The 26986-nt window shown below is 29.1% G+C and carries 26 protein-coding genes and 1 tRNA gene; 8 read left to right on the top strand and 19 right to left on the bottom strand.

Features of this window, described 5'->3' with window-relative positions; genetic code table 11:
* The first annotated feature begins 34 nt into the window (after positions 1-34).
* The 3 genes from BCHRO640_RS03320 (at position 35) to BCHRO640_RS01925 (ending at position 1947) form a co-directional block, all read left to right on the top strand.
* Positions 35-202: a Trm112 family protein gene (locus BCHRO640_RS03320; RefSeq protein WP_011282921.1), complete on the top strand. Its 168-nt coding sequence runs from the start codon at positions 35-37 to the stop codon at positions 200-202.
* 10 nt (positions 203-212) lie between these two features.
* Positions 213-1001 (top strand): 3-deoxy-manno-octulosonate cytidylyltransferase, encoded by a 789-nt coding sequence (kdsB, locus tag BCHRO640_RS01930; protein ID WP_015344636.1) that lies wholly within the window; start codon positions 213-215, stop codon positions 999-1001.
* Between the two features lie 334 nt (positions 1002-1335).
* Positions 1336-1947 carry a UbiX family flavin prenyltransferase gene (locus BCHRO640_RS01925; protein ID WP_015344635.1) on the top strand — a complete coding sequence of 204 codons (612 nt, stop codon included), beginning with the start codon at positions 1336-1338 and terminating at the stop codon, positions 1945-1947.
* Positions 1948-2066: 119 nt separating this feature from the next.
* On the opposite strand, the gene BCHRO640_RS01920 is transcribed toward BCHRO640_RS01925, so the two are convergent.
* Positions 2067-4076 carry an inverse autotransporter beta domain-containing protein gene (locus BCHRO640_RS01920; RefSeq protein ID WP_015344634.1) on the bottom strand — a complete coding sequence of 670 codons (2010 nt, stop codon included), beginning with the start codon at positions 4074-4076 and terminating at the stop codon, positions 2067-2069.
* Between the two features lie 239 nt (positions 4077-4315).
* Here BCHRO640_RS01920 and fumC point away from each other — a divergent pair, with 239 nt between their 5' ends.
* Together fumC and nth are read left to right on the top strand one after the other, a co-directional pair.
* Positions 4316-5719, top strand: coding sequence for a class II fumarate hydratase (fumC, locus tag BCHRO640_RS01915; protein ID WP_171805071.1), 1404 nt, complete (start codon positions 4316-4318; stop codon positions 5717-5719).
* Positions 5720-5815: 96 nt separating this feature from the next.
* Entirely contained in the window at positions 5816-6457 is a 642-nt protein-coding gene (nth, locus tag BCHRO640_RS01910) for an endonuclease III (protein ID WP_015344632.1), read from the top strand.
* Between the two features lie 127 nt (positions 6458-6584).
* Here the strand turns inward: nth and tyrS are convergent, their stop codons facing one another.
* From tyrS to slyA, 3 genes are all read right to left on the bottom strand, one after another.
* On the bottom strand, positions 6585-7868 hold the full coding sequence (gene tyrS / locus BCHRO640_RS01905; RefSeq protein WP_015344631.1) for a tyrosine--tRNA ligase: 1284 nt from the start codon (positions 7866-7868) through the stop codon (positions 6585-6587).
* 123 nt (positions 7869-7991) lie between these two features.
* Positions 7992-8642 (bottom strand): pyridoxamine 5'-phosphate oxidase, encoded by a 651-nt coding sequence (gene pdxH, locus BCHRO640_RS01900; RefSeq protein ID WP_015344630.1) that lies wholly within the window; start codon positions 8640-8642, stop codon positions 7992-7994.
* A 327-nt stretch (positions 8643-8969) separates the two neighbouring features.
* Positions 8970-9404 (bottom strand): transcriptional regulator SlyA, encoded by a 435-nt coding sequence (slyA, locus tag BCHRO640_RS01895; protein ID WP_015344629.1) that lies wholly within the window; start codon positions 9402-9404, stop codon positions 8970-8972.
* 773 nt (positions 9405-10177) lie between these two features.
* Here slyA and rnt point away from each other — a divergent pair.
* On the top strand, positions 10178-10831 hold the full coding sequence (gene rnt / locus BCHRO640_RS01890) for a ribonuclease T (RefSeq protein WP_015344628.1): 654 nt from the start codon (positions 10178-10180) through the stop codon (positions 10829-10831).
* Between the two features lie 175 nt (positions 10832-11006).
* On the opposite strand, the gene grxD is transcribed toward rnt, so the two are convergent.
* Together grxD and BCHRO640_RS01880 are read right to left on the bottom strand one after the other, a co-directional pair.
* A complete protein-coding gene (gene grxD / locus BCHRO640_RS01885) occupies positions 11007-11339 on the bottom strand; it encodes a Grx4 family monothiol glutaredoxin (protein ID WP_011282911.1) in 333 nt (110 codons plus the stop codon).
* Positions 11340-11499: 160 nt separating this feature from the next.
* On the bottom strand, positions 11500-12126 hold the full coding sequence (locus tag BCHRO640_RS01880; protein WP_015344627.1) for a riboflavin synthase: 627 nt from the start codon (positions 12124-12126) through the stop codon (positions 11500-11502).
* Positions 12127-12424: 298 nt separating this feature from the next.
* Here BCHRO640_RS01880 and BCHRO640_RS01875 point away from each other — a divergent pair.
* Together BCHRO640_RS01875 and BCHRO640_RS01870 are read left to right on the top strand one after the other, a co-directional pair.
* Positions 12425-12498: transfer RNA gene (locus BCHRO640_RS01875), tRNA-Val, on the top strand.
* Positions 12499-12765: 267 nt separating this feature from the next.
* On the top strand, positions 12766-13002 hold the full coding sequence (locus BCHRO640_RS01870; protein ID WP_015344626.1) for an LPP leucine zipper domain-containing protein: 237 nt from the start codon (positions 12766-12768) through the stop codon (positions 13000-13002).
* A 104-nt stretch (positions 13003-13106) separates the two neighbouring features.
* Here BCHRO640_RS01870 and BCHRO640_RS01865 read toward each other — a convergent pair whose 3' ends face one another.
* The 13 genes from BCHRO640_RS01865 to thrS all read right to left on the bottom strand — a co-directional run bounded on the left by BCHRO640_RS01865 (position 13107) and on the right by thrS (position 26881).
* A complete protein-coding gene (locus BCHRO640_RS01865; RefSeq protein WP_015344625.1) occupies positions 13107-13535 on the bottom strand; it encodes a SufE family protein in 429 nt (142 codons plus the stop codon).
* A gap of 18 nt (positions 13536-13553) precedes the next feature.
* Complete coding sequence (locus BCHRO640_RS01860; protein ID WP_015344624.1) at positions 13554-14780, bottom strand: SufS family cysteine desulfurase; 1227 nt, start codon at positions 14778-14780, stop codon at positions 13554-13556.
* The gene (gene sufD, locus BCHRO640_RS01855) at positions 14777-16066 is read right to left on the bottom strand and encodes a Fe-S cluster assembly protein SufD (protein WP_015344623.1); all 1290 of its coding nucleotides are present in this window, start codon (positions 16064-16066) and stop codon (positions 14777-14779) included. The genes BCHRO640_RS01860 and sufD overlap by 4 nt, the downstream gene beginning before the upstream one ends.
* Positions 16047-16787 (bottom strand): Fe-S cluster assembly ATPase SufC, encoded by a 741-nt coding sequence (sufC, locus tag BCHRO640_RS01850; protein WP_015344622.1) that lies wholly within the window; start codon positions 16785-16787, stop codon positions 16047-16049. The genes sufD and sufC overlap by 20 nt, the downstream gene beginning before the upstream one ends.
* Before the next feature lie 56 nt (positions 16788-16843).
* Entirely contained in the window at positions 16844-18340 is a 1497-nt protein-coding gene (gene sufB / locus BCHRO640_RS01845; RefSeq protein WP_015344621.1) for a Fe-S cluster assembly protein SufB, read from the bottom strand.
* Positions 18341-18354: 14 nt separating this feature from the next.
* Positions 18355-18735 (bottom strand): Fe-S cluster assembly scaffold SufA, encoded by a 381-nt coding sequence (gene sufA, locus BCHRO640_RS01840; protein ID WP_015344620.1) that lies wholly within the window; start codon positions 18733-18735, stop codon positions 18355-18357.
* 486 nt (positions 18736-19221) lie between these two features.
* A complete protein-coding gene (locus tag BCHRO640_RS01830; RefSeq protein WP_015344619.1) occupies positions 19222-20238 on the bottom strand; it encodes a lipoate--protein ligase in 1017 nt (338 codons plus the stop codon).
* A 587-nt stretch (positions 20239-20825) separates the two neighbouring features.
* Positions 20826-23219: a phenylalanine--tRNA ligase subunit beta gene (gene pheT, locus BCHRO640_RS01825; RefSeq protein ID WP_015344618.1), complete on the bottom strand. Its 2394-nt coding sequence runs from the start codon at positions 23217-23219 to the stop codon at positions 20826-20828.
* A 13-nt stretch (positions 23220-23232) separates the two neighbouring features.
* The gene (gene pheS / locus BCHRO640_RS01820; protein WP_015344617.1) at positions 23233-24228 is read right to left on the bottom strand and encodes a phenylalanine--tRNA ligase subunit alpha; all 996 of its coding nucleotides are present in this window, start codon (positions 24226-24228) and stop codon (positions 23233-23235) included.
* A 183-nt stretch (positions 24229-24411) separates the two neighbouring features.
* Entirely contained in the window at positions 24412-24774 is a 363-nt protein-coding gene (gene rplT, locus BCHRO640_RS01815) for a 50S ribosomal protein L20 (RefSeq protein ID WP_015344616.1), read from the bottom strand.
* A 73-nt stretch (positions 24775-24847) separates the two neighbouring features.
* Positions 24848-25045: a 50S ribosomal protein L35 gene (rpmI, locus tag BCHRO640_RS01810; RefSeq protein ID WP_015344615.1), complete on the bottom strand. Its 198-nt coding sequence runs from the start codon at positions 25043-25045 to the stop codon at positions 24848-24850.
* Positions 25046-25108: 63 nt separating this feature from the next.
* Positions 25109-25648, bottom strand: coding sequence for a translation initiation factor IF-3 (infC, locus tag BCHRO640_RS01805; protein ID WP_011282897.1), 540 nt, complete (start codon positions 25646-25648; stop codon positions 25109-25111).
* A gap of 6 nt (positions 25649-25654) precedes the next feature.
* Positions 25655-26881, bottom strand: a complete 1227-nt coding sequence (thrS, locus tag BCHRO640_RS01800) for a threonine--tRNA ligase (protein ID WP_015344614.1) — start codon at positions 26879-26881, stop codon at positions 25655-25657.
* Between the last annotated feature and the right edge of the window lie 105 nt (positions 26882-26986).

Below are 26986 nucleotides of genomic sequence, written 5' to 3'. Positions count from 1 at the left end.
AAGTTAAACATTTAATCGATTTAGTAATATTATGATGAAATATCAGTTATTGAAGATTATTGTGTGTCCTGTGTGTCATTCGAAATTATCTTTCGATTTAGAAAAAAAGGAGTTAATTTGTAATGTTGATAATTTGGCTTTCCCAATAAGAAAAGGAATCCCGGTTCTCTTAAAAAGAGACGCTCGTAATTTTATATTATAGTAGGTAAAATATGAATTTTGTAGTAATTATACCGGTTCGATTTTTTTCGACGCGTTTTCCAGGGAAAGCTTTAGCAGATATTAATGGTAAACCTATGATTGTTCGTGTTATGGAAAATGCTTTAGATTCTGGAGCTAATAAAGTAATCATTGCTACAGATAGTTCTTGTATAGCGAGAGTCATTGAATCAGAGCAATCCGAAAGTGAGGTATGTTTAACACGATCTACTCATCAGTCAGGTACTGAACGTCTTGCAGAAGTAGCTATTAATTATAAATTTTCAGATGATCAAATTATCGTACATCTGCAAGGCGATGAACCTTTGCTTTCTTCTATTATGATTCGTCAAGTAGCAAGTATTTTGTGTTCAATAAGTAGTACTATTTCTATGGCTACGTTAGCAACACCATTGAGTTCTTTCAAAGAAGCACGCGATGATAATGTAGTCAAAGTTGTTATAAACATGAATAGCAATGCTCTTTATTTTTCTCGTTCTATGATTCCATGGAATACAGGAGATTTTGTAAATCATCTAGATAGTAAATTCTCTAAGACACTATTACGTCATATTGGTATTTATGCATATCGAGTTAAGTTCTTGCGTCGTTATATTGCATGGACTAAAAGTCCACTGGAACAGCTTGAACACCTTGAACAGCTTCGAGTACTATGGCATGGAGAGGCAATACATGTTTCTGTAATTGATGATGTATTTAATATTAGCGTGGATACTCCAGAGTCATTAAGCCATGTTAATACTGTATTTAAAAAAAATAAATATGCTACAGTACATAACTGATTATGGTAATGTGGATAAACTTTCTTATTAATTACAATACGAATGAATTTAATTATTATTAAAAATAAATACATAGGAGAATTTTAAGCGATTTATATTAAATATAATACATATTATTAATATGTAATTTAAGGATTTCTTTAATTACTATGTTAATAATGATATTATTGTGTCTTCTTATAATGTGAGTATTAAAATTTTTAATGTATGTATAATATTTTTAATTCATCATAGCATATTAAAAATATTTTTAAATGTCATACATAGTGATAATTATTAAAAATCATAAGTGTATTTGTTTATGTTAACGTGGAGTTGGAGTGTAAAAATAATTATGGAGCAACAATTACGTTTAGTAGTAGGAATATCAGGGGCATCTGGTGGAATTTATGGAATCCGTGCATTAACTATTTTAAAAAAATGTTCTGTGAATATAGAATCTCATCTTATCGTTACTAGAAATGCTCTGATTACATTACAGCAAGAATTAAAGATGAGCAAACAATCTGTATATGAATTAGCGGATGTTGTACATTTTCCTCAGGACATTGGAGCATCAGTTGCTAGTGGATCATATCCAACTTTAGGGATGTTAATTGCTCCATGTTCCATTAGAACTATGTCAGAAATTAGTTCAGGAATGACATCATCATTGATTAGTCGTGTTGCAGATGTAATGTTGAAAGAAAAACGTAGGCTAGTGTTAATGATCAGAGAAACTCCATTGCATCTTGGGCATTTACGTACAATGGTTAAATTAACAGAATTCGGAGCAGTGATTATGCCGCCTGTTCCTGCATATTATACACACCCAAAAACTATAGATGACATTATTTGTTATACTGTGGCAAGAGCTCTAAGTTTATTTGGAATTGATACCGATATTTTTCCTACTTGGCTAGGAATACGGGACCGAACTCATGATAATATCATGAAACTAAATTGAAATTATTGCTAACTATTTAATTTTTATATTGATAGATATTTTAATACGTTACTCAATGAGTGTATATTCTTTTAAATTTTAAAAGATAATTAATTTAATAATTTAAAGTAAAAATATATCTAATGATAGCGCGTTTCTTTATTTGTGGAATTAAAACTATCGCTACTATCGTCTGTTGCGCAATCTTCTTCGCTAATGGATGAAGAAGATTGCGCAAGATTTAGTTTGACAAATATTTGTTCCATATCACTGAGGTGTTTAGTTTTTTTTCGTTCTCTTATGGTATTTTCAAGTTTATTTATATGTTCTGTAGTACCCACTGAAGCAAAATTAGATTTCCTATGCGCAAATAAGCGATACGATAAATCATCACTTTGATTGAATTCAATTTCAGAAGATTTAAAAAAAGAATCATGCATTCCTTCGCTATCTGCATTTTTTTCAGAATGAGTTTGTTGATCCTCATGAGATACAGATTGGCTCAATAGCGATGTATCTTTCAGTGTTGATGATGCTATAAATTCTGATGAATCTTTTTCTAAAAAAGGAAAAGGAATGGGAGGGGGAGGAGGAGCTAAAAATATGCGATTATCTTCTATTATAGTATTCTGATCGTTTTCTGTTGTAGTAGTGTTACATACATCATTCTGTGACTGCGGAGCAAAGAAGATATTTGAGACCGACGTATTACTCTTTATGCTACTACTACGCTGATCATAGTCATAATGAATTAATGTATGTGCAGCTGTATTTTCTGTAACGTTAATTCCAGAATCATTATTCATGTTAACAATGGATGCATATTTTTTTTGTGTATTCGTATTCAATAATGGTTTTTGTACAAAATCTTTTACTACAATATGTATATTTTGTTTTTTTTGTTTTTGATGGGGTTGTGTTGTGTTATTAGTAATGTATGCAACAACGATATTGTTTTCTTGTGCAATAGGATAGTTAGGGAAATAGAGCGCATAAGTATTATTTGTTATTGCAACAATATTACCTCCATGATTTTCTAATGACTCCAAATCCCATCGTACATATTTATCATTATTATCATTAATTTTAATTATTTTAATTTCTCCAGGATAACCTGTTATTTTGTGAGTACGCTGTAAAGATGAAAGATAATTATGATCGTTAATGGAAATATAATCGTGATGTGGAATTATCGTAGGTATAAACGGTTGTATTATAGTATCAAGGTTATTTAGTATTGATTTATTTTCGTTATTAGTATAATGAATTTGTTCTATGATAGGAGTACCAAATTGGTAAGTTATTAATACTCGACAAATAGTACTATTGTATTGCTTATTTAAAAAAATATTATTTATGCTAAAACCTAGCATAGGAATGGGTTGATAATTCAGATCTAACGATAAATAATAGTCACTATTTTTTTTATTGAAAATTTTTTTATATTTTTTTTCATAAATAAATTGTTCCAATTTTATTTTTCCGGTAAATTCGAAAAAGCGTGGAAATTTAGTTTGTATATATAATTGATGACCACTTCTTGGATAATGTATGTTACATTTTTGTAATGATGTTTCAGGGTCAAAGATGTTATCTAGATTATAATAATTATTTAACATGAATAATGTATTATGTAACCAATATTCTACACCAACATTAATTGAGTATGGTTGACTGCTTTGTTTAGAAATAGGACAATGATAAAAAGTATTATATCCAATAGCATATTTGTCGTTAGTTAGATGTCTTTTTCCTCCTCCAAAATTAAAAATTTGTTCTGATAAAAGATTGTGTATTCCTAATTGCATAAAGGATAAGTTTTTTTTGTGTTTGTTACGTTGTGTGTAAAACGAATGAAACATATTGATTGAATCGTTTTGCAATTGCATTTTAGATTTGTAAGTAGAAGAAAAGGGAGGTCGATAATTATATGCATGGATGCGTAGTTTATTCGTTGTATAGGGATAAAAATTAAGAGTATGATGTATATGGTCGTGAGTGTGTAATTTCATCTCTTTTTGATATAAATCATCTTGAAACATATTATTACTAATGTTGGATTTAATACCCTCTGTGAGGGTGCTACACCAAGCAATTTTGTTATATGTAAATATTTGAAATATTATTCCTAATATAATAAATGTCGGCATATTTTAATTTTAATTAACGTATCTTATATTGCGCATATACAGTATATTTATATTTTTATTTTATTATTATATATAAATAATTAACATATACAAAATTATAAATTAAATAATTAATTTTTTGAATAGAAATTCAATTTTAAAATGATATCATTGATTTTGTATATATGATACAAACAAATGATTATATTAATATAATTAATAAAATCAATTAATATTTTATAATTAAGTAAGGTGGTATTATTATGGCGATGCGTGTTGAAAAGGATACTATGGGTGCAATTTTAGTACCGAACGATCGATTATGGGGAGCGCAAACACAACGCGCATTAAAATATTTTAATATTTCTAATGAAAAAATTCCTTTCTCGTTAATTAAAGCATTGGCCCAAATCAAGCTGGCGGCAGCACAAGTAAATTATGATTTGAAACTGATAGATTGTGAACGGGCTCAAGCAATTATTCAATCAGCAGGTGAAGTACTATCTGGAATACATAAGGACGAATTTCCAATATCAGTTTGGCAAACTGGATCTGGAACTCAAAGCAATATGAATATGAATGAAGTTTTAGCTAATCGAGCTAATAAATTATTAAGCAGTGAACATAATGCGAATGAGAAATTTATTCATCCAAATGATCATGTCAATAAAAGTCAAAGCTCCAACGATGTTTTCTCTAGCGCAATGCATGTTGCAGCGGTAGTTACTTTAAATGAGCAATTAATACCTAAAGTTAAGATGTTAAAAAAAACTTTATTTGATAAATCTGTTAAATTTAATAACATTATTAAAATTGGTCGTACTCATCTTCAAGATGCTACTCCATTGACTTTGGGGCAAGAGATTTCTGCTTGGGTATCTATGCTAGAACATAACATAGACCATATAGAAGTTACTATACCTCATTTATATGAATTAGCATTAGGTGGAACAGCAGTAGGGACAGGTCTAAACACTCATCCAGAATACGCTGGACGTGTTGTTGACGCATTATCATTTCTTACTAAACATAATTTTGTTAGTGCACCAAATAAGTTTGAGTCGTTATCGACATGTGATGCATTGGTGCACAGTCATGGTTCCTTGAAGGGTTTAGCCGTTTCTATGATGAAAATTGCTAATGATGTACGTTTATTATCTTCTGGCCCTAGATGTGGTATAGGCGAATTAAGCATTCCTGAAAATGAACCAGGTAGCTCGATTATGCCTGGAAAAGTTAACCCAACGCAATGTGAAGCTATGACTATGTTGTGTTCTCAAATTATGGGAAATGATGTTAGTATAAATATTGGAGGTGCATCTGGACATTTTGAATTAAATGTATATAGGCCATTGATTATATATAATTTCTTACAATCGGTACGTTTACTGGCAGATGGTATAGAAAGTTTTCATAAATACTGTATTGTAGGGATTCAACCGAATCATGAACGAATTAAAGAATTACTTAATAGATCACTTATGTTGGTTACTGCGTTGAGTCCGTATATTGGGTATGATAAATCAGCAGAAATTGCTAAGAAGGCGCATTCGGAAGGGTTAAGTTTAAAGGAAGCTGCGTTACAATTGGGTTATGTTGATGAGCAACAATTTGATTTGTGGGTTTGCCCAGAAAATATGATTAATTCTTCAGAAGTATTTTAATTATTGCTAGAACTGAATAATATAAGTAGATTGAATAATAGTAAAAGTATTATAAGTATTTTTAATAAAACGTTATGAAATAATTAAGTGTTATTAATGAATCGTGTTAAACGTTATCAGATTTTATGTAAATTAAGGGATAATAATATTCATCCAGTTATTGAATTAGTTTATCGGTCAGAATTTGAGTTGTTGATTGCAGTATTATTGTCAGCTCAAACAAGTGATATACAAGTTAATAAAGTAACAACGAGTTTGTTTAAAGTAGTTAATACACCACAAGATATGTTACATTTGGGCGTAGATGGGGTTAAAAACTATATTAAATCTATTGGTTTATCAAATACTAAATCTAAAAATATTATTGAAACTTGTCGTTTGTTGATAGACAAATATAATGGTATATTACCGTCGAATCGTGTTGGTTTGGAATCTTTACCTGGAGTTGGACGTAAAACTGCTAATATTATTTTAAATGTAGTTTTCGGTTGGCCTACAATTGCAGTAGATACACACGTATTTAGATTTTGTAATCGTAGTCGTTTTGCGTTAGGAAATACTGTTTTGTCTGTAGAAAAGAAATTATTGTCGGTAGTACCAAAAGAATTTCAAAGAAACTGTCATCAGTGGTTAGTATTACATGGTAGGCATGTTTGCCGAGCTAAACAACCAAATTGTCGTGTTTGTGTGATTAAAGATTTGTGTGAATTTAAGGAAAAAAAACGATTTATATTATAGTAGAAGTTACATAAATAAAATACTACGCATGGTGTAGTAAGGTATAAGGTATTGCGGGAAATTGTATTTATATTTTCAAATAATATAAATAGTTATATACATAAAACAATATATTATCTAAACTAGATCATTCCCATATGATTAAGCAGTGGTGTTTTTTTCCGCGTCTTAATAGTGTAAATCGATTGTATAATCTGTCGGTGGCACAAAAAATATATTCTGTTTTCAATTGTTTTTTTGAGTTTACAGTGATGCTATTAGATGAAATTAATTCTCGTGCTTGTGCACGAGACACTACTAATTTAGATTCTACCAACGCTTGTTGTAATGTAATACCTGCTTTCAGTGGTACGGTCGGTATGCCATCTTGAAATAGCTGTTCGAAATCATCTAAGGTAAGTTTATGTATTTGTCCTGTAAAAAGATTTCTGGTAATTTTTTGAGCTGTTTTTAATCCTGATTTTCCATGAACTAATCGAGTAATTTCTTCTGCTAATATAATTTGAGCTTGTGGTTTTGTATTCTTCATTTTATCTTCTTTTTTTAAAGTATTGATCGCATCTACATCGATGTTGGTAAAAAATTTAAGAAAACGATATACTTCTTTATCAGAAGTATTGATCCAATATTGATAGAATGTATAAGGGCTGGTTTTTTTTGCATCTAACCATATAGTATGTTTTTCTGTTTTTCCAAATTTAGTGTTATCAGATTTGGTAAGTAAAGGCATAGTGAGCCCATAAGTAGTTCTTTTATATATGCGATGTATCAGATCAATACCTGATATAATATTGCCCCATTGATCAGAACCACCGATTTGCAGTATTGCGTTATAATTTTTATGTAAATAGGTAAAATCATAACTTTGTAATAAATTATAGGAAAATTCAGTATAAGAAATTCCATAATTATTTTTTTGTAACCGTTTTTTTATAGCATCTTTATTTATCATTTTATTTACAGAAAAAAATTTACCAATATCTCTTAAAAATGTTAAGAGTGATATAGAAGATAGCCAATCGTAATTGTTAACTATACAGGCTTGCGAATATTGACTATGAGAAAAATCTACGAATAAAGATACTTGGTATTTGATTTTTTCTATCCATTTTTGTACTGTTTCAATTAAATTGAGTTTTCGTTCAGAATCTTTAAAACTTGGATCTCCAATCAATCCAGTACCCCCTCCTAGCAAAATTATAGGACGATGTCCAAATATTTGGAATTGTCTTAAGCATAGCAGTGGAACTAAGTGTCCTATATGTAAGCTGTCAGATGTCGGATCAAATCCGCAATATAAAGTAATGGATTTTGATTTTAATATTTTAATTAATTCTTCTTGGTTTGTAATTTGTGCTATTAAGTCACGTTCATATAAAAGTTGTATTATATCAATATTTTTATTATTCATACAAATATAGTTTTAGTACAGCAATCAAGAGTATTTATTGACTTTTATAAAAGCCAATACTATTTTATTAAGTTTAGTTATATTTTTTATATATCATAAAATTCACTGAAATTGTAATTGTAATTATGGAGATAAACGGTAAATACGCCATGTATGTTTATATCGTTGATATATGAATCGATCATGTAATCGATGCGTTCCGCCTTGCCAGAACTCCATGCTATTTATATTAATTTTATATCCGCCCCAAAATTCGGGAAATGGTACTTTTTTATGGAGATGATTTTTTTTAAATTCTAAAAATTTATTTTCTAGTAAATCTTTAGAGGAAATAACTTTAGATTGATTAGATACCCATGTACTAATTTGATTATTTTTTGGGCGTGTATAAAAATATTTTAATACTTCTTTTTCTGGAAGTTTATCTACACTTCCTGTTATTATTACTTGCCTATCTATAATATTCCAAAGAAAACATAAACTAACTTTTGGGTTATTGGCTAAATGCATAGCCTTACGGCTACTAAGATTAGTATAGAATATCATTTCTTTATTAGTAAAATTCTTTAATAACACCACACGTTGATAGGGTTGACCAGCGTGATCTACTGTAGCTAAACACATTGCAGTAGGATCAGGTATTTTTGAAAAATACGCCTGGTGCAACCATATTGAAAATAACTGAATAGGCTGATTAGTTAAATCTGTATGACGCAATTGTCCAGATATATATTCTCGTCTGATGTTAGAAATATTAGTTTTTTCTATTAGCATAATAATATGGTATTATGTTGGTTGTTATAAAGTATAATAACACATTTTTGTTTGTATCTAAAATAAACAAGAAGTACTACAAGGGATATAATAGTAGTTTTGGTTTTAAAGCTCTTACGATAAAGTTTAATTGATTGATAAATATTCAAGCACATATTTATGTAAGTTAAAAAAGAGTCATTATCAATTTAATTGACGAATAATGATATATTTCAGTATACTATATGATACACATCCGCAGATATTTGTACGGTATCTGGAAAATAAGATATAAAAATTTATTTAATGTTATTGACAGGTATATATGCTTTAATTATATGATATTTTCTAATTCTTATTATGTAAATTTATAATGTTTTTTTCTAATTTAGAAATAATTTTATTTAGAAAAATTGTTTCCTCATTACTAATTCCATTAAAAATTTCATTTTTAGTGATAGAAATGACACGATTTACTTCATGAATAACAGGTCTAGCGTTATCAGTTAATGTAATTCGTTTAGCACGTCGATCATTCAGACAAGTATGTCTTATAATTAATGATTTTTCTTCAAGTTGATCGAGTGTTCGTACTAGAGATGGTTGTTCTATTCCTATGGCTTTTGCTAATTGTATTTGAGATTGTTCCGGAGGTAATTGACAAATATTATGCAATGTAATCCAATGTGTTTGTGTAAGTTTTAAAGGTTTTAAACGATGATCAATTAAAGCACGCCATATTCTTACGAGGCGTGCTAAATCTGATCCTAATGGTGATTCCAATTTTTTCCTTCCTTATAATTGAGTCTACTTTACTTTAGAATTTTATTTGTTTTAGACAATTGGATAATAATATACACACGTGTGATTATAGCGATAATCATATCCATAATATGATTCTAATATGATTTAATAAATTTATTGTACAACAATCGTTATCGTAGTTTATCAATTAGATACGTTATTATGTATAATTTAATTCATTAAAGTATAACATACATTTATTGTTGTGTGTAAATTATTTTTAATACAAGTATTAAAAATAATTTATTGAATGGAATTTACTTATATAAAATAAATAAAAATTTATAATATAATATAATAATTATTTAAAAAAAATTGTTTGTTTAATTATTTATGTTACAATACTAGTCTTTGAGGTTCGATTGCGAACAATTAAATTACTAAAAGAAGTGTGTTTTTATAAATCAACTTGGTGTTATTCATTATTTTTTCTGAGTTATGTATATCTTTATTAAGCATCTGTTATTATATAAATAAATTATAGTTTTTTTCTGTAAATTTTAATATCTTAATGATTAAATAATGAGTATCAACATACGTGATTATCTTAAAAATTAATGAATATTTTAATTTAAGATACATTTATATAAAAATTATATTTTAGATAAAAAATGTGTTGTTTTAAAGAAATAGTTATTTGCTACTTTGCATAAAATGTTCAAACAATCATTTTTACGCGATAAACATAAAAATATAATTAGAATTTATGGTAGTATTAACTGTTTATATAATGTGATATATTCATAATAAATATGATTTGTAAGGACGATCACAGTACTCTTCGAGCAAGATTTCGTGGGTTTTATCCAGTTGTAGTTGATGTAGAGACAGCAGGTCTTGACGCTAATATTAATGCTTTATTAGAAATTGCTGTTGCTACATTTAAAATGGACGAATATGGTTGGTTGTGTGTAGATGGTACTCTTAATTTTCATATTAAATCATTTCCTGGAGCTATTATTCAGCCAGAATCATTAGCGTTTAATGGAATTGATTTAAATAGTCCTTTAAGAGCGGCAGTGACGGAACAAGAAGCATTACATGAAATTTTCGAAATGGTGCACCAAGGCATCGAAACTCAAGGATGTAGTCGTGCTATTATTGTAGCACACAATGCTTTTTTTGATCATAGTTTTTTAATGGCAGCAGTAGAACGTGTAAGTTTTATGAAAAAAAATCCATTTCACCCTTTTGTTATGTTCGATACAGCTACTTTAAGTGGATTAGTATTTGGGCAAACTGTATTAGCTAAAGCGTGTGCATGTGCGGGTGTTCTTTTTGATAAAAACAAAGCGCATTCTGCATTATATGATACTGAGCGCACCGCAATGTTATTTTGTGAATTGGTAAATAAATGGAAAAGACTTGGCGGTTGGCCATTAACTCCTTGTTGTACCGAGTCTTAATATCGTTAAATGTTCGATATTTAGTTACGGCTCTTCTTGTGTTATAAAGAAGAGTTATAAATTTGAATAAAAAATACATTTTCATATTACACTTATCTAGTTTTTATGTGTCTGTATCAGTGGCTACTATACAGACACATAATGTTTAAGTCTCTTTAAAAGAGAGTTAAAATATTCAATTTAAATTATGTCTTAGTTTTACCTGATCAATTAGAGTTTTTAGTGTACCGCTGTGACTCATGTTGAGTATGATATCAGACCCACCTATTAATTTTCCTTCTATCCATAATTGAGGAAAAGTAGGCCAATTAGAAAATATTGGCAGAGCGTTTCTAACATCTACATGAATCAATACGTCAATGTAAAAAAATGATTGAGTATAAGTAGATAATATTTGTGCGGCTTTTGATGAAAAGCCACACTTAGGAGCGCTAGGAGTGCCTTTCATATATAAAACGATAGGATTTTCTTTTATTTGATTTTTAATTTTTTCTATTGCATTATTCATTTTTTATTTATATTGAAAGTTAAAATTATATTTTTAATGAAACTTAATTATGTAAATATTATTTTTATTAATGTAGATAGAGCATTTAACGATTTAACGTAAATCTTTCTTAATTTCTCATAATTATTTTGTGTTTATAAAATCCGTATGTCGATAAACATTAATTATTTTTTTTAAAATTAATAATAGACCACGTCCTTTCAAAGCTGTTTATAGCAGATTTTATAATAATGTCAACTTCAATATTTACTATATTGCCTATTTTTTTTCCACCAAGCGTTGTTTGTATTGCAGTGTATGGAGTTAAACAAATACGTATGTAATTATTGAATATTTTACTTACTGTAAGACTTACTCCATCTACGCCAATTGATCCTTGTTGTAAAATATATTTTTTAAGATATTTTTTTTTTATACTAAACCATATTATTTTGTTGTTTTTTGAAGTAATTATTTTTATAATTTTTCCAGTGCAGTCAATATGGCCGCTCATTAAATGTCCACCAATTTCAGAATGATAACCGATCGATCTTTCTATATTGGTTAAATCTCCTAATTTTAACATACCTATATTAGTTAGTTTTAGTGTTTCATGTATTACATTAAAACTAACTAAATTATATTTCATGGCAATAACAGTCAAACAGCATCCATTATTTGATATAGAGCAACCAATTTTTAAATTTGAGAGTAGATATGTGGGTAATATAACTGTATATGTTTTAAAATTGGTTACTTCATAAATTGCATGTATTGGAACAACAGCTTGTATAATACCTGAAAACATATTTTTCAAATACTATTTAATATTATTTTAAATTATACATAACGCTATTATAGCATGTATCTCTTTTTTGTTAAACATCACTTTGAAATGATTTTAAATCTATGTGATAAAAATGTACTTTCGTAATATAAGATATTCTTAAAACATTTGACGTATGATAAAATTACATGTATTTTACCACATATAAGTGTGGTTTTTGATAAAACATTGCGATTAAGTTGTAGGACGGAAAGAAATAGATAATGTAAATTAGTAATACAGTCTATTTGATGATGGATTATTAAAATTGTATTGTTGTGCGTTCTTAGCTCAGTCGGTTAGAGCACTACCCTGACATGGTAGAGGTCGATGGTTCAAGTCCATTAGAACGCATTAGTTATTGACAACCATATTGAATTAAAATGATAGTGCGATCTTTTTTATATGTAGAGCAAGAAATTAAATAAAAAGATTGTTACTGAATATTTTATTGGATCAAATTGATTTTATTTTTTTTAACGATCAGATGATCAATTCAACACAAGCAATATTATACGACAATAGAGTGTTTGTTAAAAACTAATAAATAATTATTTGCTAATTATATTTTTATATAAGTTAAATTATTACAGTATGGTTTAATATGGGAGAGTATTAAAGATGAATCGTAATCGATTAATATGTTCTGCAATTATTTTAAGTTCTTTTTTATTGGCTAATTGTGCGAGCACAAATAAAATAAAAGAATTATCTTCTGAAGTGCATGACTTAAACGAAAGAATTGATCAAATAAGTAGCGATATAGATGTTTTGCGCCCTGAAATAGAGAAAACAAAAAATGAAGCAGCACGAGCTAATCAACGCATTGACAATCAAATTACTTCTTATCATAAGTAATGGGAATAAATGTGGAAAGAGTATATATGTTTAAGAATTCTTTAAACATAAAAAAATAATGTTAAATCTAATTATAATTAGATTTAATCTGGGATAGCCTTAGTTTAAAGAGCGAATTTAGCTTGAGTTTGTATAGAATCTAGTATCAAGTGTATTCCTTGAGATCGGGACATGCTTAGGTTTTGTCTTAATTCTAATTGATTTATTAAAAAGGGTTTAATATCAACGTTGGCGACTTCTTGTAAATTTAATCCTTGGTATAAACTGAATATTATTGCGATAATTCCCTTAACGATAGAAGAATCGCTGTATCCGTATAATTTGATCAGATTGTCATGAGGTCTTGCAGAGGTTGTTAAAGCAATCCATGTTTGGCTTTGACACCCAGAAATTAAATATTCTTGTGTGCGCATATTTTCTGGAAATGCAGGTAATAACTTTCCGAGATTAATTATATATATATATTTTTCTTCCCAATTAATACAACTTAAGAAATTTTGTAATAATTGGTTTTTTGTTGGAAAATTTATCATCGTTATTAGAGTAATTGTTCATTGGTTCAGTAAATGTTGCACTTTAATTAGTCCATGTGCTAAACGATCAATATCTTCCTTGTTTGTATACATAGCTAAAGATGCACGACACATACCTGGTACTTTAAAATAGTTCATAATAGGTATTGCGCAATGATGTCCTGTGCGTATAGCAATGCCATATTGATTTAACAACATTCCAATATCATATGAATGATGTATCCCCAAATTAAAAGCAATAATACCAACTCGTGTACTTGGTCCGTATAATACTATATTTGGAATTTTTTTTAATATACCTACAGCGTAACGCATTAATTGATCTTCGTAATTGTAAATTTTATCGATACCTATTGTATTGATGTACTCAATAGCATTGCCTAATCCTATGATACCACTAATATTAGGAGATCCTGACTCAAATTTCCAAGGAGAATCTATAAATGTTGCATCTTTAATTAAACTTACATTTCTTACTATTCCGCCTCCCACTATCCATGGGGGCATTTTTTGAAGTAATTCTTTTTTTCCATACATAATGCCAGTACCAGAAGGTCCGTATATTTTATGTCCAGAAAATACATAAAAATCACAATCTAATTTTTGTACGTCTACTAATTGATGCACGATTCCTTGCGCGCCATCAATTAAAATCAGAGTATCACTTTTTTTTCGTGCTATACTAATTATTTCTGTTAATGGATTAATTGTTCCTAAAACATTAGAGATATGTGATATCGATAAGAGTCGCGTACGATGATTTATAAGTTTGGATAATCTGGATATATCTAATGTACCGTTAGGAGTTAATGGTATGTAATGTAATACAATTTTTTTATGTTTTGATAATACTTGCCATGGAACAATATTGGCGTGATGTTCCATTTCGCTAATAATAATATTATCCCCATAATTTATAAAGTTGTGTCCCCAACTGTTAGCAATTAGGTTAATAGCTTCAGTAGTACTTTTGACAAAAACAATTTCTTCTTTAGATGCATTGATAAAATTAGCAATACGTAAGCGTACTGTTTCCATTTGATTAGTTGATTCAGTACTTAACGTGTGAGTACCTCGATGCACGGCAGCGTATTCATTACGATAGTAATGAGTTTGTGAGTCTATGACAATATTAGGTTTTTGAGCAGATGCGGCGCTATCAAGATAAGTAAGAGGGTATTTATTTATCATTCGGTTTAATATAGGAAAATCTGATCTAATTTTTTCTATAGGATAGATTATCATATTATGATCCTTGCTAAAGCTTTATTAACTCTTTTTAATACAAGATCCTGTAGTATAGTATTTTCAAGTGATCCTATAATTTCAATAGCAAAAGCATAAATAAGCATTCTTAAAGCATCTTTTTTTGGAATACCACGTGTACTTAGATAAAATAGCTGATTAGTATCAATGTGGCCTATTGTTGCTCCATGACTACATTTTACATCTTCTGAGTAAATTTCAAGTTTAGGTATACTATGAATAGTTGCATCTTGGTTCAACAACAAATTATTGTTTATCATTATTCCATCAGTTTTTATAGAATTTGGATTTACTTTTATTAGCCCATTAAAAACACCGGCACTGTAATTACATGCTATTATTTTATGTAATTGCCTGCTTGAAGCGTATTCTCGATTATTGTGTTCTAAATAAGTACATATGTTTCCGATATCTTGTTCTGATAGAAAAAGTAAACTATTTAATGATAAAGATGATCCTGAGTGATTGATTTGAGCGCTGGTTCGATGGGATATAAATTTAGGACCAAGAATAACAAAGATACTACTGTTTACATTTGAAGATTGTCCTACATTAATATCATTATGTGCTATATGATAACTTGCATTGTTCTCAAATATTAATTTGACATGGTCTAATTTAGATCGGTTTCCTGTTGTCATGGACATACGCGCGCCACTGAAATGTCCGTTTTTATTTATACTAATAAAATGTTCTATGATGCATGTGTTAGAGTCGTTCCCAATTTGAAGATGGTGATGATAATGAGATGTAACTAATTTATTTTTTACGTTAGATCCTTCATTAATATATAGTAAATATAATGGTTTTTTTGTGATTTTTTTCGTAGGTAAATTTATGTGTATTGTTGCATCACTTAAGCATTCAGTTAAATATAAAAACATGTCTGGTTGAATGGGATTAGTCATATCATGACGATTGGGGTCGCGATTAATTTTGAGGATCCATGGATCGATATTTTTATCACTTAATTCAGGCGAAAATAGACCGTTAATAAATGTTAAGCGATAAGCATCTATTGGAAAACTTAATTTTTCATGTTGCGGGGTATTTAATTCAAAATTTTTAGAAAATTCAAAATTATATGTTAAAAACTCTTCAAATGCAGTATATTTCCAGCTATCTTTTTTAATATTTGGTAATCCAAGTATTTTAATACGTTCCCAATATTTATGTGCTAAATTGGGATTAATATTATTTTTTTGTTTAAATAATCCGTACCATTCGTTTAATACTCGATTTTTGTTATCCAGACAACCAACCATAGCCTTTTTCCTCAAGCTGTTTGACTAAAGAGATATCACCAGATTTTACAATATGACCTTTATGTAGCACATGAACATAATTCGGTTTAATATACTCTAAAATTCTTTGATAATGCGTGATAATCACAAATGAACGTATTTTATCACTTAATATATTAAGACCATTATAAACAATTTTTATTGCATCAATATCTAAACCAGAATCTGTTTCATCAAGAATACATAGTAATGGTTCTAACATCATCATTTGAAGAATATCATTACGTTTTTTTTCTCCTCCAGAAAATCCAACGTTTACTGATCGATTCAAAAGGTCATTAGGCATTTTTAATAACGCCATATTTTTTTGAACGAGTTGGATAAAATGAAACCGATCCATAAGAGGTTGGTGTCTATATTTACGTACAGCATTAACAGCGTGGTGCAAAAATGATTGATTACTGATTCCTGGAATATCTACCGGATGCTGAAATGCTACAAAAATACCTTCTCCTGCACGTTCTTCTGGCTTCAGGAGTAATAAATTTTTATTTTTAAATAATATTTCTCCATTAGTAACAGTATAATCTTGTTGACCAGATAATGTAGCAGATAATGTACTTTTTCCCGATCCGTTAGGTCCCATGATGATGTGTATTTCACCGGGATTAATTTCCAAATTTAGTTTTTTCAGAATAGATATATTTTTTACGCTGACATTCAAATTTTTTACTAATAGCATCATGACTTCTCCTGTTTTGAATGCTATGATTATTGCAAGTACTTATATTATAAATTTTATCCAACGCTGTGTTCTAAAGTAATTTCTAATAATTTTTGTGCTTCTACAGAAAATTCTAAAGGTAATTTAGAAAATATATCCTTGCAAAATCCATTTACAATCATAGAAATAGCGTCATCTTCATTAATTCCGCGTTGCCGACAATAAAACAGTTGATTATCGCTGATACGTGAAGTTGTAGCTTCATGTTCTAACTGTGAATGATTATTATGTGATTCAATAACAGGAAAGGTATGAGAACTACATTTTTTACCTATCAACATAGAATCACACTGTGTAAAATTGCGTGAATTTGAAGCAGTTTTCATAATTTTAACTAATCCTCGATAAGTATTTTGGCTGTTTCCAAGAGCAATGCCTTTTGAAATAATGGTTGAACGTGTATTTTCTCCTATATGAATCATTTTTGTTCCAGTATCTGCTTGTTGTGTACCATTGGTAACAGCTACTGAAAAAAATTCTCCAATAGAGTTTTTTCCTTTTAAAATTACACTAGGATACTTCCAAGTGATAGCAGAGCCAGATTCAGATTGAGTCCACGACATTTTAGCATTTTCTCCAGAACAAAGCGCTCGCTTAGTAACGAAGTTTAAAATGCCACTTTGAGAGTTTTGATTACCAGAAAACCAATTTTGTACCGTTGAATATTTCACTTGAGCATCTTTTAGTACAATAACTTCTACGACCGCTGCGTGAAGTTGATAATTATTGTGCATTGGAGCTGAACATCCTTCAATATAGCTCACATAACTACCTGTATCTGCAATTAAAATAGTACGTTCAAATTGTCCGGTTTTTTTAGAATTCATACGAAAATAAGTTGATAATTCCATAGGACAGCGTACATTTTTAGGAATGTATACAAATGTACCATCAGATACAACTGCAGCATTAAGTGCGGCAAAAAAATTATCTTTAAAAGATACTACAGTTCCTAAATACTGGCGTACCAAATCTGGGTAATCTTGAATAGCATCGTGAAATGAACAAAAAATGATACCTTTTTTTAGTAAGGTATTACGGAATGTAGTAGATACAGAAACTGAATCAAATATTGCATCAACCGCTACGTTTCCTTTTTCATGAACTGGGATGCCTAATTTGTTAAAGGTTTGTTCTACTTCTGTGGTTAAGTATTTTGATTTATTTAAGAGAGTATTTGTATTTTTTTGTACTTTGTGGTTTTTTTGTGTAGTTGCACATGTTGGAGCAGAAAAATAGCTATAGGAATTATAGTTGAGTTTTTGATAATTTCCTTTTAACCAATGTGGTTCTTTCATATTACACCAAGCATTATAACCTGCAAGCCTAAATTCTAGCATCCATTTTGGTTCTAATCTTTTTTGTGAAATAGCATATATTATATCTTTATTAATACCTTTTTTGAGCTCTTCATTATTTAATTTAGTAAAAAAACCTTCCTTATAATACGAATCATTATTTTTAGATAAATTTCTATTAACATCATATATGTTAGAGTTATTGCGCATCATAATAATACCTGTTTTTAAATGCTAAAACTTTCACCGCATCCACAGGAATGTTGAGCCTGAGGATTATTAAATTTAAACATATAATTTAATCCTTCTCGCACATAATCTAATTCGGTTCCATCGATAAATGGCATGGCATACAATGGTACGAATAATTTAGCGCCGTTGTGTTCATACATTAGGCTATTATCATCTAGTGATATAACTTTATCCATGAGATATGTAAATCCTGCACATCCTGATTTTTTTATGGTTACTTTTAATCCTAATATATTAGGGTCTTTATTTTTTAAGTGAAGAATTTGTTGCGCTGCCGCATCAGTTAGTGTTAGACCATTCCAAGAAACATGTTTTTTAGATATGTAGTGTATATTTTTTGTGATATCATTTTTCATGATAAATTCCTTTAAATTTTTTATAAAACATTTTATCACAGTAAACGCTCAATTGTTTGATTGTATAAATATTTATAAAAGTATAAAAATGTGTACGCCAGGATATGATCCTACATATCTAATTATGTTAGAAGTTATAGTTTATCATCATATATTAATTTTTATAAATTCGCATACATATATAATGCTTATTAAAATTTAGTGTAGTATCTATTTTAATAATAGTGCATTAAAGATAGTTTTTTATAATAGTATTCTTCTAAAATTGATTTGCCTGTTTTAAATGGTAAAATGTAACTCATTTAGGGATTCCTATCAATATAGTGTATTATAAAAGCAAATATCATTGATTTGTTTTTTTAAATTAATCGAAAATATTTCATATGAATCTGGTTATAAACAATATGCATAATTTACATGTATGTAATTATGTTAAAAATCTGAAAAATTAATGAAAATTAGGGCCCAGTAAAAACTAACAGTGAATTAGGATATTGTTTTGATTAACCAATTAGAAACCTCTGATAATTCTTTTTTGTATTGAGGCCAGCTTTGCATCCATTCTTTACAGCAACATAGGATACTTTTATTGTTATAAGGGATACCTACTAATTTTTTTGCTAATATTTCTAAAGGACTCGGGTCTAGACTGTCAGTGAAAATGTGGCTACGATGAATGATTCCACGTTCTATGTCGCAATGTAAAGTTACACTGCCCCAATCAAAACGGGTATCCAATTGATGCGTAAATGCAGGAGCGCTGCCAAAATTCCAGTTCCAGTCACTTTGTTTGTTGAATTGTTTAAAAAATTCTGGAATTTTGCAGAAATTATCTGTAGATAATATTTCTGGTTTTACTTTCATTCCATAATGTTGGAAAAATGCTTCTGTTAATCCTAGACATACTTCTTGGTGATTAATACCAGGTTTTAATTCATTTAAATTAGCAACTCTTGATCGAATAGAGGTAATCCCTTTAGTCTCTAGTTTTTTAAAATCTGGATTAAGATAATAATCAAGTTTATCAATGTCAACGTGTAAAAGTAATGTGCCGTGATGAAATTTACGTCCAGATGTTTCACGATATGCAGACCCGCTAATTTTACGTTCTCCATTTTCTGTACGTATGACAATGTCATTTCGTCCAGAAATGATAGCCTTAATCCCAATATAACTCAATCCATTCAAAACTATATTAGAGGATATGCTTTTATCATAATGCTCTTGAGTAGAAATAAAAGTAAAACAAGTGTTGCCTAAATCATGAAACACAGCGCCGCCTCCGCTATTTCTTCTAGCTAATTTAATTCCATCTCGTTCCATACGGCGAGTATTACATTCTTTCCATGCATTTTGAGCACGTCCTATAACTACTGTATTTTGATTTCTCCACAAAAACAGTATAGATTGCTTTTTAGGTATATTTTTATAAATATATTCTTCAAGTGACAAATTAAACCAGGGATCGTAAGAATCAGATAATAATAACCGCAAAGAACACATAGTCCCTCCTTTTTCGATATTTAATATCGCAGGGTAAATCTTGTATGTAAAATATGATTATATTATCACTAATAATAATCATTTTTTAATTATTTTTTATTAAAATTATCAGTATTGGAAGCAAATTTTTATATATTTTTTAATTTAAAATTATATGTAATTAGTACAAATAGCTTCATTAATGGCAATGAATATAAGTTTCTTTATTATTTTATATATTATTGCAATAATATATTTTCATTTCTCAATGTGATAGAGAAATTATATATATATGTACAATCTTTAAATATTTTAATCTTTAGATAAATTTGAGATTTTATTCAATGAATTTTAAAACAAAATGCAGGTATTTTTTATTTTTTAAATAATTAATTGTTATATAATTATATATGGTGTTTATTCTTCATATGTATGCTTACTATGTGGGTATATGAGTTTTTATTTTTGAAAGATTAAGCAATTACAAGAATTAAAGAGCATGCATATATAGATGATTATTTATTTACAACTTATTTATTAACCATTCTTTTTAGAATAATATGAAATAGGGTTTAAAAATAATAATGATAATAATAATACGAGTATCATCATCGCAAGGTTCCGTGGAAACGTTTTTTCAAAATTATCGAACATTTGTTAACAATATCAGAAATTTCTTCTTCTTTTAAAGTATGGGTTTTACTTTGAAAAAATAATCTAATGGTAAAACTTTTAAAACCTTTTGCAATGTTTTGACCTGTGTAAACATCAGATAATTTGATGTCAATTAATTGATCTTCGTTAGCAATTTTTTTACATTCAATAATAACCGATTCTGAAGCCACTTTGTTTGGTACTATTATAGAAATATCACGGAAATTTTTAGGAAATTTAGAAATGGTAGTAATTTTAGGTAATGTAAATTGAGAAATCATATTCCACGATAATTCGAAGACTAGTACCTGTGAACGTAAATTTAATTTCATTTGTACAGTAGGATGAATCATTCCAATATATCCAATACATATATTTTTCAAATAAATTGCTGCGCTTTGACCGGAATGTAATGCGGGATGTGTATATTTTTTAAATCTAATACAATGTAACTTATTAGTTATGTTTAACAACGCTTCTACATCTCCTTTTATATCGTAAAAATCTACTGGACATACTTTTGTAAGATCCCAGTGTTCATTAAATCTGAGTCCGGATCGTATCCCAGCTATCATCAAATCTTGATTTACTTGATTTTCAGCATTTTTTTGTGGAATAAAACATATGCCGCTTTCAAATAATTTCATTTGTTTTTGTTGTCTATTTTGATTATATATTACTGTTTTGATTAATCCAGACCATAAAGACAACCTCATAGTAGACATTTCTGAAGTAATTGGATTTTTTAAAATTAATGGTATTTTTTGTGGGTGTAATAATTTTTGAATATTATAATTTACGAAACTATATGTCATTATTTCTTGATAACCACGATCTATTAATAAATTTTTTATTCTTGATAACGGTATGGTTGATACGTGGGACCGATCTGTTATGAAGTTTGTGCAAAGAGAAACAAAAGGGATATTGTTATATCCATGAATACGTGTTATTTCTGCTATTAAATTTTCTTCTATAGAGATGTCAAAACGCCAAGTTGGCGGGAGTATTTTCCAGATGTTGTCTGAAAATTCTGTTTGAAAACCAAGTCGTTTTAAAATATGTGTTATTTCTGAATCTAAGATACTAAATCCAATAATTTTGTCTAATTTAGTTCGATGTAATATAATATTAGTAGGTTTTGGTAACATACTTTTGTTAGTCATGTTTATTATCGGGCCAGGATAACCACCGCAGCTTCTTATTAATAACGAGGTGACACGATCTAAAGCTAATTTAGATATACTTGGATCTACTCCTCGTGCATAATGAAAGGAATAAAGATCATGCATATGATATAATGTGGATTGACTCGCGATAACAGACGGAGTAAAAAAAGCAGATTGTAATATTATATGACGAGTTTCGGAACAAATAGAATATTTATTTGGAGTGATTGTTCCAGCAATTGATAACGGTTTTTTACAATCAGAGATGACTATTGTATTTGGTAATAGTTTTAAACTGTTGTTATCAGATAATGTTAGAATTTCTCCGGTTTCGGAAAAACGTATACGTATTACGTTACCATCAATTTTTTTATAATCAAAAACATGAATTGGATGCCCCAATTCTAATAATACATAGTTAACAATATCTATAACTATGTTAACTGAACAAATTCCGCAGCGACGTAATTTCTCTGCTATCCATAAGGGAGTGGGGGAAGTAATATGAATGTTTTTTAAAATTCTTCCAAAGAATTGCGGGCATGCATCCGGAACTTCGATAGAAATGGGAATAATATCATTAATTGTCGGAATAATTGATTCTATTTTTATTTTTTTTAATTTTAAATGATTTATAGCTGCTATTTCTCTAGAAATTCCGATTACACTAAGACAATCTCCTCTATTAGGAGTAATGTTGATTTCAATAATATTATCATTAAGACGTAAATAGTTATAAAAATTTTCTCCAATAGGCGCATTTATAGGTAATTCAATTATACCTACCGTGTGACTAGTGATTCCTAATTCTGAAAAAGTACATAATATTCCTTCTGATTGTTTACCTTGTATCGTTTTTAATTTAATTTTACGTCCATCTGGTAGCATTGCTCCTATTTGAGCAACAGCTACTCGAATATTTTTACGACAATTAGGAGCATTACAAACAATATTTAATAATTTATTATCCCCGTTATTGACTTTTGTTATCCATACATTATGTAAATTAGGATGCATTTTGCATTCTACAATTTCACCAATAACTACTCCATAGAAAATATTAGTAACAGGTTTTAATTCATTAACTTTAAATCCAGCCATGGTTAATTGATCAGCTAATTCAATGCTACTAATAGGTGGATTTATCCATTCGCGTATCCACATTTCACTAAATTTCATTTAAATCCTTATATTACTTAAATTGATCAAGAAATTGTAAATCATTTTTGAAAAAAACTCGTATATCGTCAATATTGTATTGTAGCATTGTTAATCGTTCTATTCCTATTCCAAAGGCAAATCCTGAAAATTTTTCTGTATCAATATCAACATGATGTAATATTTTGGGATGTACCATACCGCATCCTAAAAGTTCTAACCAATTTCCAGTTTCTTGTTTTTTCATTACATCTATTTCTGCCGATGGTTCTGTAAATGGAAAATAAGACGGTCTAAAACGCAAAATAATATCTTTTTCAAAAAAATTATACAAAAAATCATATAATATTTTTTTTAGATAACTGAAGTTAACATTAGAATCTACTATTAATCCTTCCATTTGATGAAACATAGGTGTATGATGTTGATCGTAATCTTTGCGATATACTCGTCCAAAAGAAATGATACGAATTGGGGGAGTTTTATTAATCATAGCACGTATTTGAACGCCGGAAGTGTGCGTACGAAGTAGGCGTTTTTCGTCAAACCAAAAGGTATCATGTTCATCTCGGGAAGGATGATACTTGGAAATGTTTAAGGCGTCGAAATTAAAATAATCATCTTCAATTTCTGGACCATGTATTACGGAGAAACCTAAAGTGTTAAAGAAAATCTTCATGCGTTTTATAGTGCTTGTTATTGGATGATGTGTTCCTATATCTGATAACCGTCCTGGTAAAGTAACATCTAATGTATCAGTGATCAGGGTATTTTTTATATTTTTTGATTGTAAAATATTTTTTCGTTCAATAAGTAATGTGTATATATCTTTTTTAGCTTGATTAATAGCTGCTCCTAATTTAGGTTTAATATCTAATGAGGTATCATTAAGATTTTTAATATGTTGGTTTAGGTATCCTTTTTTACCTAAAAATTTAATACGTATTGCTTCTAATGCATCTATATTATTAGATTGCATTATATTTGATTTTGCTAGTATAACTAATTTTTTTACCGGATCTAATGACATAGATATCCCCGTGTCACTATTTTCATATAGTGCTGTCTTGATTAATTAATATGTATAATTAATAATTGTATGATATTTCAATTTGACTAACTGTGTTAATTATTAAATATTATTAATACGAGTTTTTTGTATTATCATTATGAGTTTAATAATTCATGAATATGTATTTTTGATTGAGTAGATTTATGTATGTTCACAATTAATCTTTGCTTTATCGATTAAAGCAGAGAAAGTCTCTCTATCAAAAATAGCTATATCAGCAAGTATTTTTCTGTTAATACATACATTACATTTTTGTAATCCATTTATTAAACGATTATAAGACATACCATATTTACGCGATGCGGCGTTGATGCGGTTAATCCACAATCGACGAAATAAACGTTTCTTCTGACGACGATCGCGATACGAATATTGTCCAGATTTTATAACTGATTGATAGGCAACACGATAAGTACGTGATCTTGCGCCATAGTAACCTGCTGCTTGTTTTAAAATTTTTTTATGGCGAGCACGGGCTACTACACTATTTTTTACGCGTGTCATATGTACTGCTCTCCTAATAATGTAAGCGATGGCATATATTGAAGTTTGCCCTAATCATTAAAACAGCATTAATCTATATATATGGTAAATACTTCATAATTGTAGTTAAATAAATTTTGGGAAGTATAGATTTTTGACGTAAATGACGTTTATGTTTTGTAGATTTCTTTGTTAAAATATGTCGCATATTGGCATGTTTATACTTATATTTCCCTGAGGCTGTTATTTTAAATCGTTTGCTAGCTGCTTGAAGTGTTTTAATTTTAGGCATAAACTAACCCCTATAATTCCTTCATTATATGCGTTGACGCTGATATATAGATAATGTGAATTATTATTTCTTTTTTGGCGCTAAAATCATAGTCATTTGGCGCCCTTCAATTTTATTAGAAAAAAATTCTACTGTTGTTAATTCATGCAATTCGTGACGTATTCGGTATAATATTTTTGCTCCAAGTTGGTGGTGCACCAATTCCCCTCCTCTAAAACGTAAGGTGATTTTGACTTTATCTCCTTCATTAAGGAATTTAATTAAATTACGCAATTTGACTTGATAATCTCCTTCATCAGTACTTGGTCTGAATTTTATTTCTTTGACATGAATCACCTTTTGTTTTTTCTTTTGTTCTTTTGTAGATTTGTTTTTTTCGTATAAAAATTTACCGTAGTTCATAATTCTACACACAGGTGGATCGGAATTAGGGCTCACTTCAACTAAATCAAGACCGATGTCTTCGGATTGCTTCAGCGCTTCATGTAAACTGACTACACCAATTTGTTTTCCATCTACTCCGGTTAGTCGGACTTTTACAGCACTAATTTCTCTGTTAATACGATTTAATCGTATTGATTGTATTTTTTTTGCGAATTTAATAATATGTTATTCCTCCATTTGATAAAGACTGTAACTGTTAATTTCGGATAGTAATTTTTTTATAAATATATCAATATTACAGTTTTTTAATGTTTGACCTCGATATGTACGTATAGCTACTGTATTTTGATTCATTTCTTTATTTCCGCAAATCAACATATAAGGTATGCGTTGTAAGGTATAATAACGAATTTTAAATCCTATTTTCTCATTTCTCAAGTCTACTTTCGTTCTTATTTTTTTATTTATTAGCTTTTTTTCTATAACAGAAACATATTCAGATTGTTGATCAGTGACATTCATGAGCACAACCTGTGTTGGGGCTAACCACGTCGGGAAAAATCCTGCGTATTCTTCCGTTATTAAACCAATAAATCGTTCCATGGAACCAAGAATTGCTCTGTGAATCATTACTGGGACTACGCGACTATTATGATGATCAACATACCGTGCGTTTAATAGATTTGGTAAAGAAAAATCCAATTGTATTGTACCACATTGCCAAGTTCTATCTAAAGAATCAAGTAAAGCAAATTCTATTTTAGGACCATAAAATGCACCATCATTAGGTTGATATTGAAATGAGATATTATTATGCTGCAGTACAGTAGATAAATGTTGTTCTGCCGTATCCCATATCGAATCTGTACCAATTCGCTTTGCAGGACGAGTAGATAATTTTACCAAAATCGTTTTAAAACCGAATGTATTATATACATCATACATCATTTTAATACAGTGGTTTAATTCGTCGAATATTTGTGTTTTTGTACAAAAAATATGACCGTCATCTTGGGTAAATTCGCGTGTTCTCATGAGTCCATGTAAAGACCCAGATGGTTCGTTTCTATGACAATTTCCAAATTCAGCTATACGATAAGGCAAATCTTTATAAGACTTAATACCTTGATTAAAAATTTGAATATGTCCTGGGCAATTCATCGCTTTAATACAATATTCATGACTTTCTGAAGAAGTAGTAAATATATGTTCATGATAATTATCCCAGTGGCCTGTTTTTTTCCATAATGTATGATTAATCATGGTAGGGCTTTTTACTTCTTGATATTTATATTCTTTAAGTTGCGTTCTTATAATTTTTTTTAATTCTTGTAATAAAATCCATCCATTTTGATGCCAAAATACCATACCGGGAGCATCTTTTTGTGTATGGTATAAGTGTAGTTGTTTCGCAAGGTTGCGATGATCATTTTTTTTAGGTACTTGTGACATATTTTTGTGAGTTATACATTATTTATTTTTTGTTCTGTAGAGACTACAAGTATGTGTAATTTTTAATTTTACTGTTTTCAATCTAGTAAAATTTAGAAATTTTAG

Origin of the sequence: Candidatus Blochmanniella chromaiodes str. 640 (assembly GCF_000331065.1) — a bacterium.
GTDB lineage: Bacteria > Pseudomonadota > Gammaproteobacteria > Enterobacterales > Enterobacteriaceae > Blochmanniella > Blochmanniella pennsylvanica.
This window is presented reverse-complemented; position numbering and strand designations above follow the sequence as displayed.

Coding starts and splice junctions, on each gene's coding strand:
- BCHRO640_RS03320 (WP_011282921.1), top strand. CDS start 35: ATGAAATATCAGTTATTGAAGATTATTGTGTGTCCTGTGTGTCATTCG.
- kdsB (WP_015344636.1), top strand. CDS start 213: ATGAATTTTGTAGTAATTATACCGGTTCGATTTTTTTCGACGCGTTTT.
- BCHRO640_RS01925 (WP_015344635.1), top strand. CDS start 1,336: ATGGAGCAACAATTACGTTTAGTAGTAGGAATATCAGGGGCATCTGGT.
- BCHRO640_RS01920 (WP_015344634.1), bottom strand. CDS start 4,076: ATGCCGACATTTATTATATTAGGAATAATATTTCAAATATTTACATAT.
- nth (WP_015344632.1), top strand. CDS start 5,816: ATGAATCGTGTTAAACGTTATCAGATTTTATGTAAATTAAGGGATAAT.
- tyrS (WP_015344631.1), bottom strand. CDS start 7,868: ATGAATAATAAAAATATTGATATAATACAACTTTTATATGAACGTGAC.
- pdxH (WP_015344630.1), bottom strand. CDS start 8,642: ATGCTAATAGAAAAAACTAATATTTCTAACATCAGACGAGAATATATA.
- rnt (WP_015344628.1), top strand. CDS start 10,178: ATGATTTGTAAGGACGATCACAGTACTCTTCGAGCAAGATTTCGTGGG.
- grxD (WP_011282911.1), bottom strand. CDS start 11,339: ATGAATAATGCAATAGAAAAAATTAAAAATCAAATAAAAGAAAATCCT.
- BCHRO640_RS01880 (WP_015344627.1), bottom strand. CDS start 12,126: ATGTTTTCAGGTATTATACAAGCTGTTGTTCCAATACATGCAATTTAT.
- BCHRO640_RS01870 (WP_015344626.1), top strand. CDS start 12,766: ATGAATCGTAATCGATTAATATGTTCTGCAATTATTTTAAGTTCTTTT.
- BCHRO640_RS01865 (WP_015344625.1), bottom strand. CDS start 13,535: ATGATAAATTTTCCAACAAAAAACCAATTATTACAAAATTTCTTAAGT.
- BCHRO640_RS01860 (WP_015344624.1), bottom strand. CDS start 14,780: ATGATAATCTATCCTATAGAAAAAATTAGATCAGATTTTCCTATATTA.
- sufD (WP_015344623.1), bottom strand. CDS start 16,066: ATGGTTGGTTGTCTGGATAACAAAAATCGAGTATTAAACGAATGGTAC.
- sufC (WP_015344622.1), bottom strand. CDS start 16,787: ATGCTATTAGTAAAAAATTTGAATGTCAGCGTAAAAAATATATCTATT.
- sufB (WP_015344621.1), bottom strand. CDS start 18,340: ATGATGCGCAATAACTCTAACATATATGATGTTAATAGAAATTTATCT.
- sufA (WP_015344620.1), bottom strand. CDS start 18,735: ATGAAAAATGATATCACAAAAAATATACACTACATATCTAAAAAACAT.
- BCHRO640_RS01830 (WP_015344619.1), bottom strand. CDS start 20,238: ATGTGTTCTTTGCGGTTATTATTATCTGATTCTTACGATCCCTGGTTT.
- pheT (WP_015344618.1), bottom strand. CDS start 23,219: ATGAAATTTAGTGAAATGTGGATACGCGAATGGATAAATCCACCTATT.
- pheS (WP_015344617.1), bottom strand. CDS start 24,228: ATGTCATTAGATCCGGTAAAAAAATTAGTTATACTAGCAAAATCAAAT.
- rplT (WP_015344616.1), bottom strand. CDS start 24,774: ATGACACGCGTAAAAAATAGTGTAGTAGCCCGTGCTCGCCATAAAAAA.
- rpmI (WP_015344615.1), bottom strand. CDS start 25,045: ATGCCTAAAATTAAAACACTTCAAGCAGCTAGCAAACGATTTAAAATA.
- thrS (WP_015344614.1), bottom strand. CDS start 26,881: ATGTCACAAGTACCTAAAAAAAATGATCATCGCAACCTTGCGAAACAA.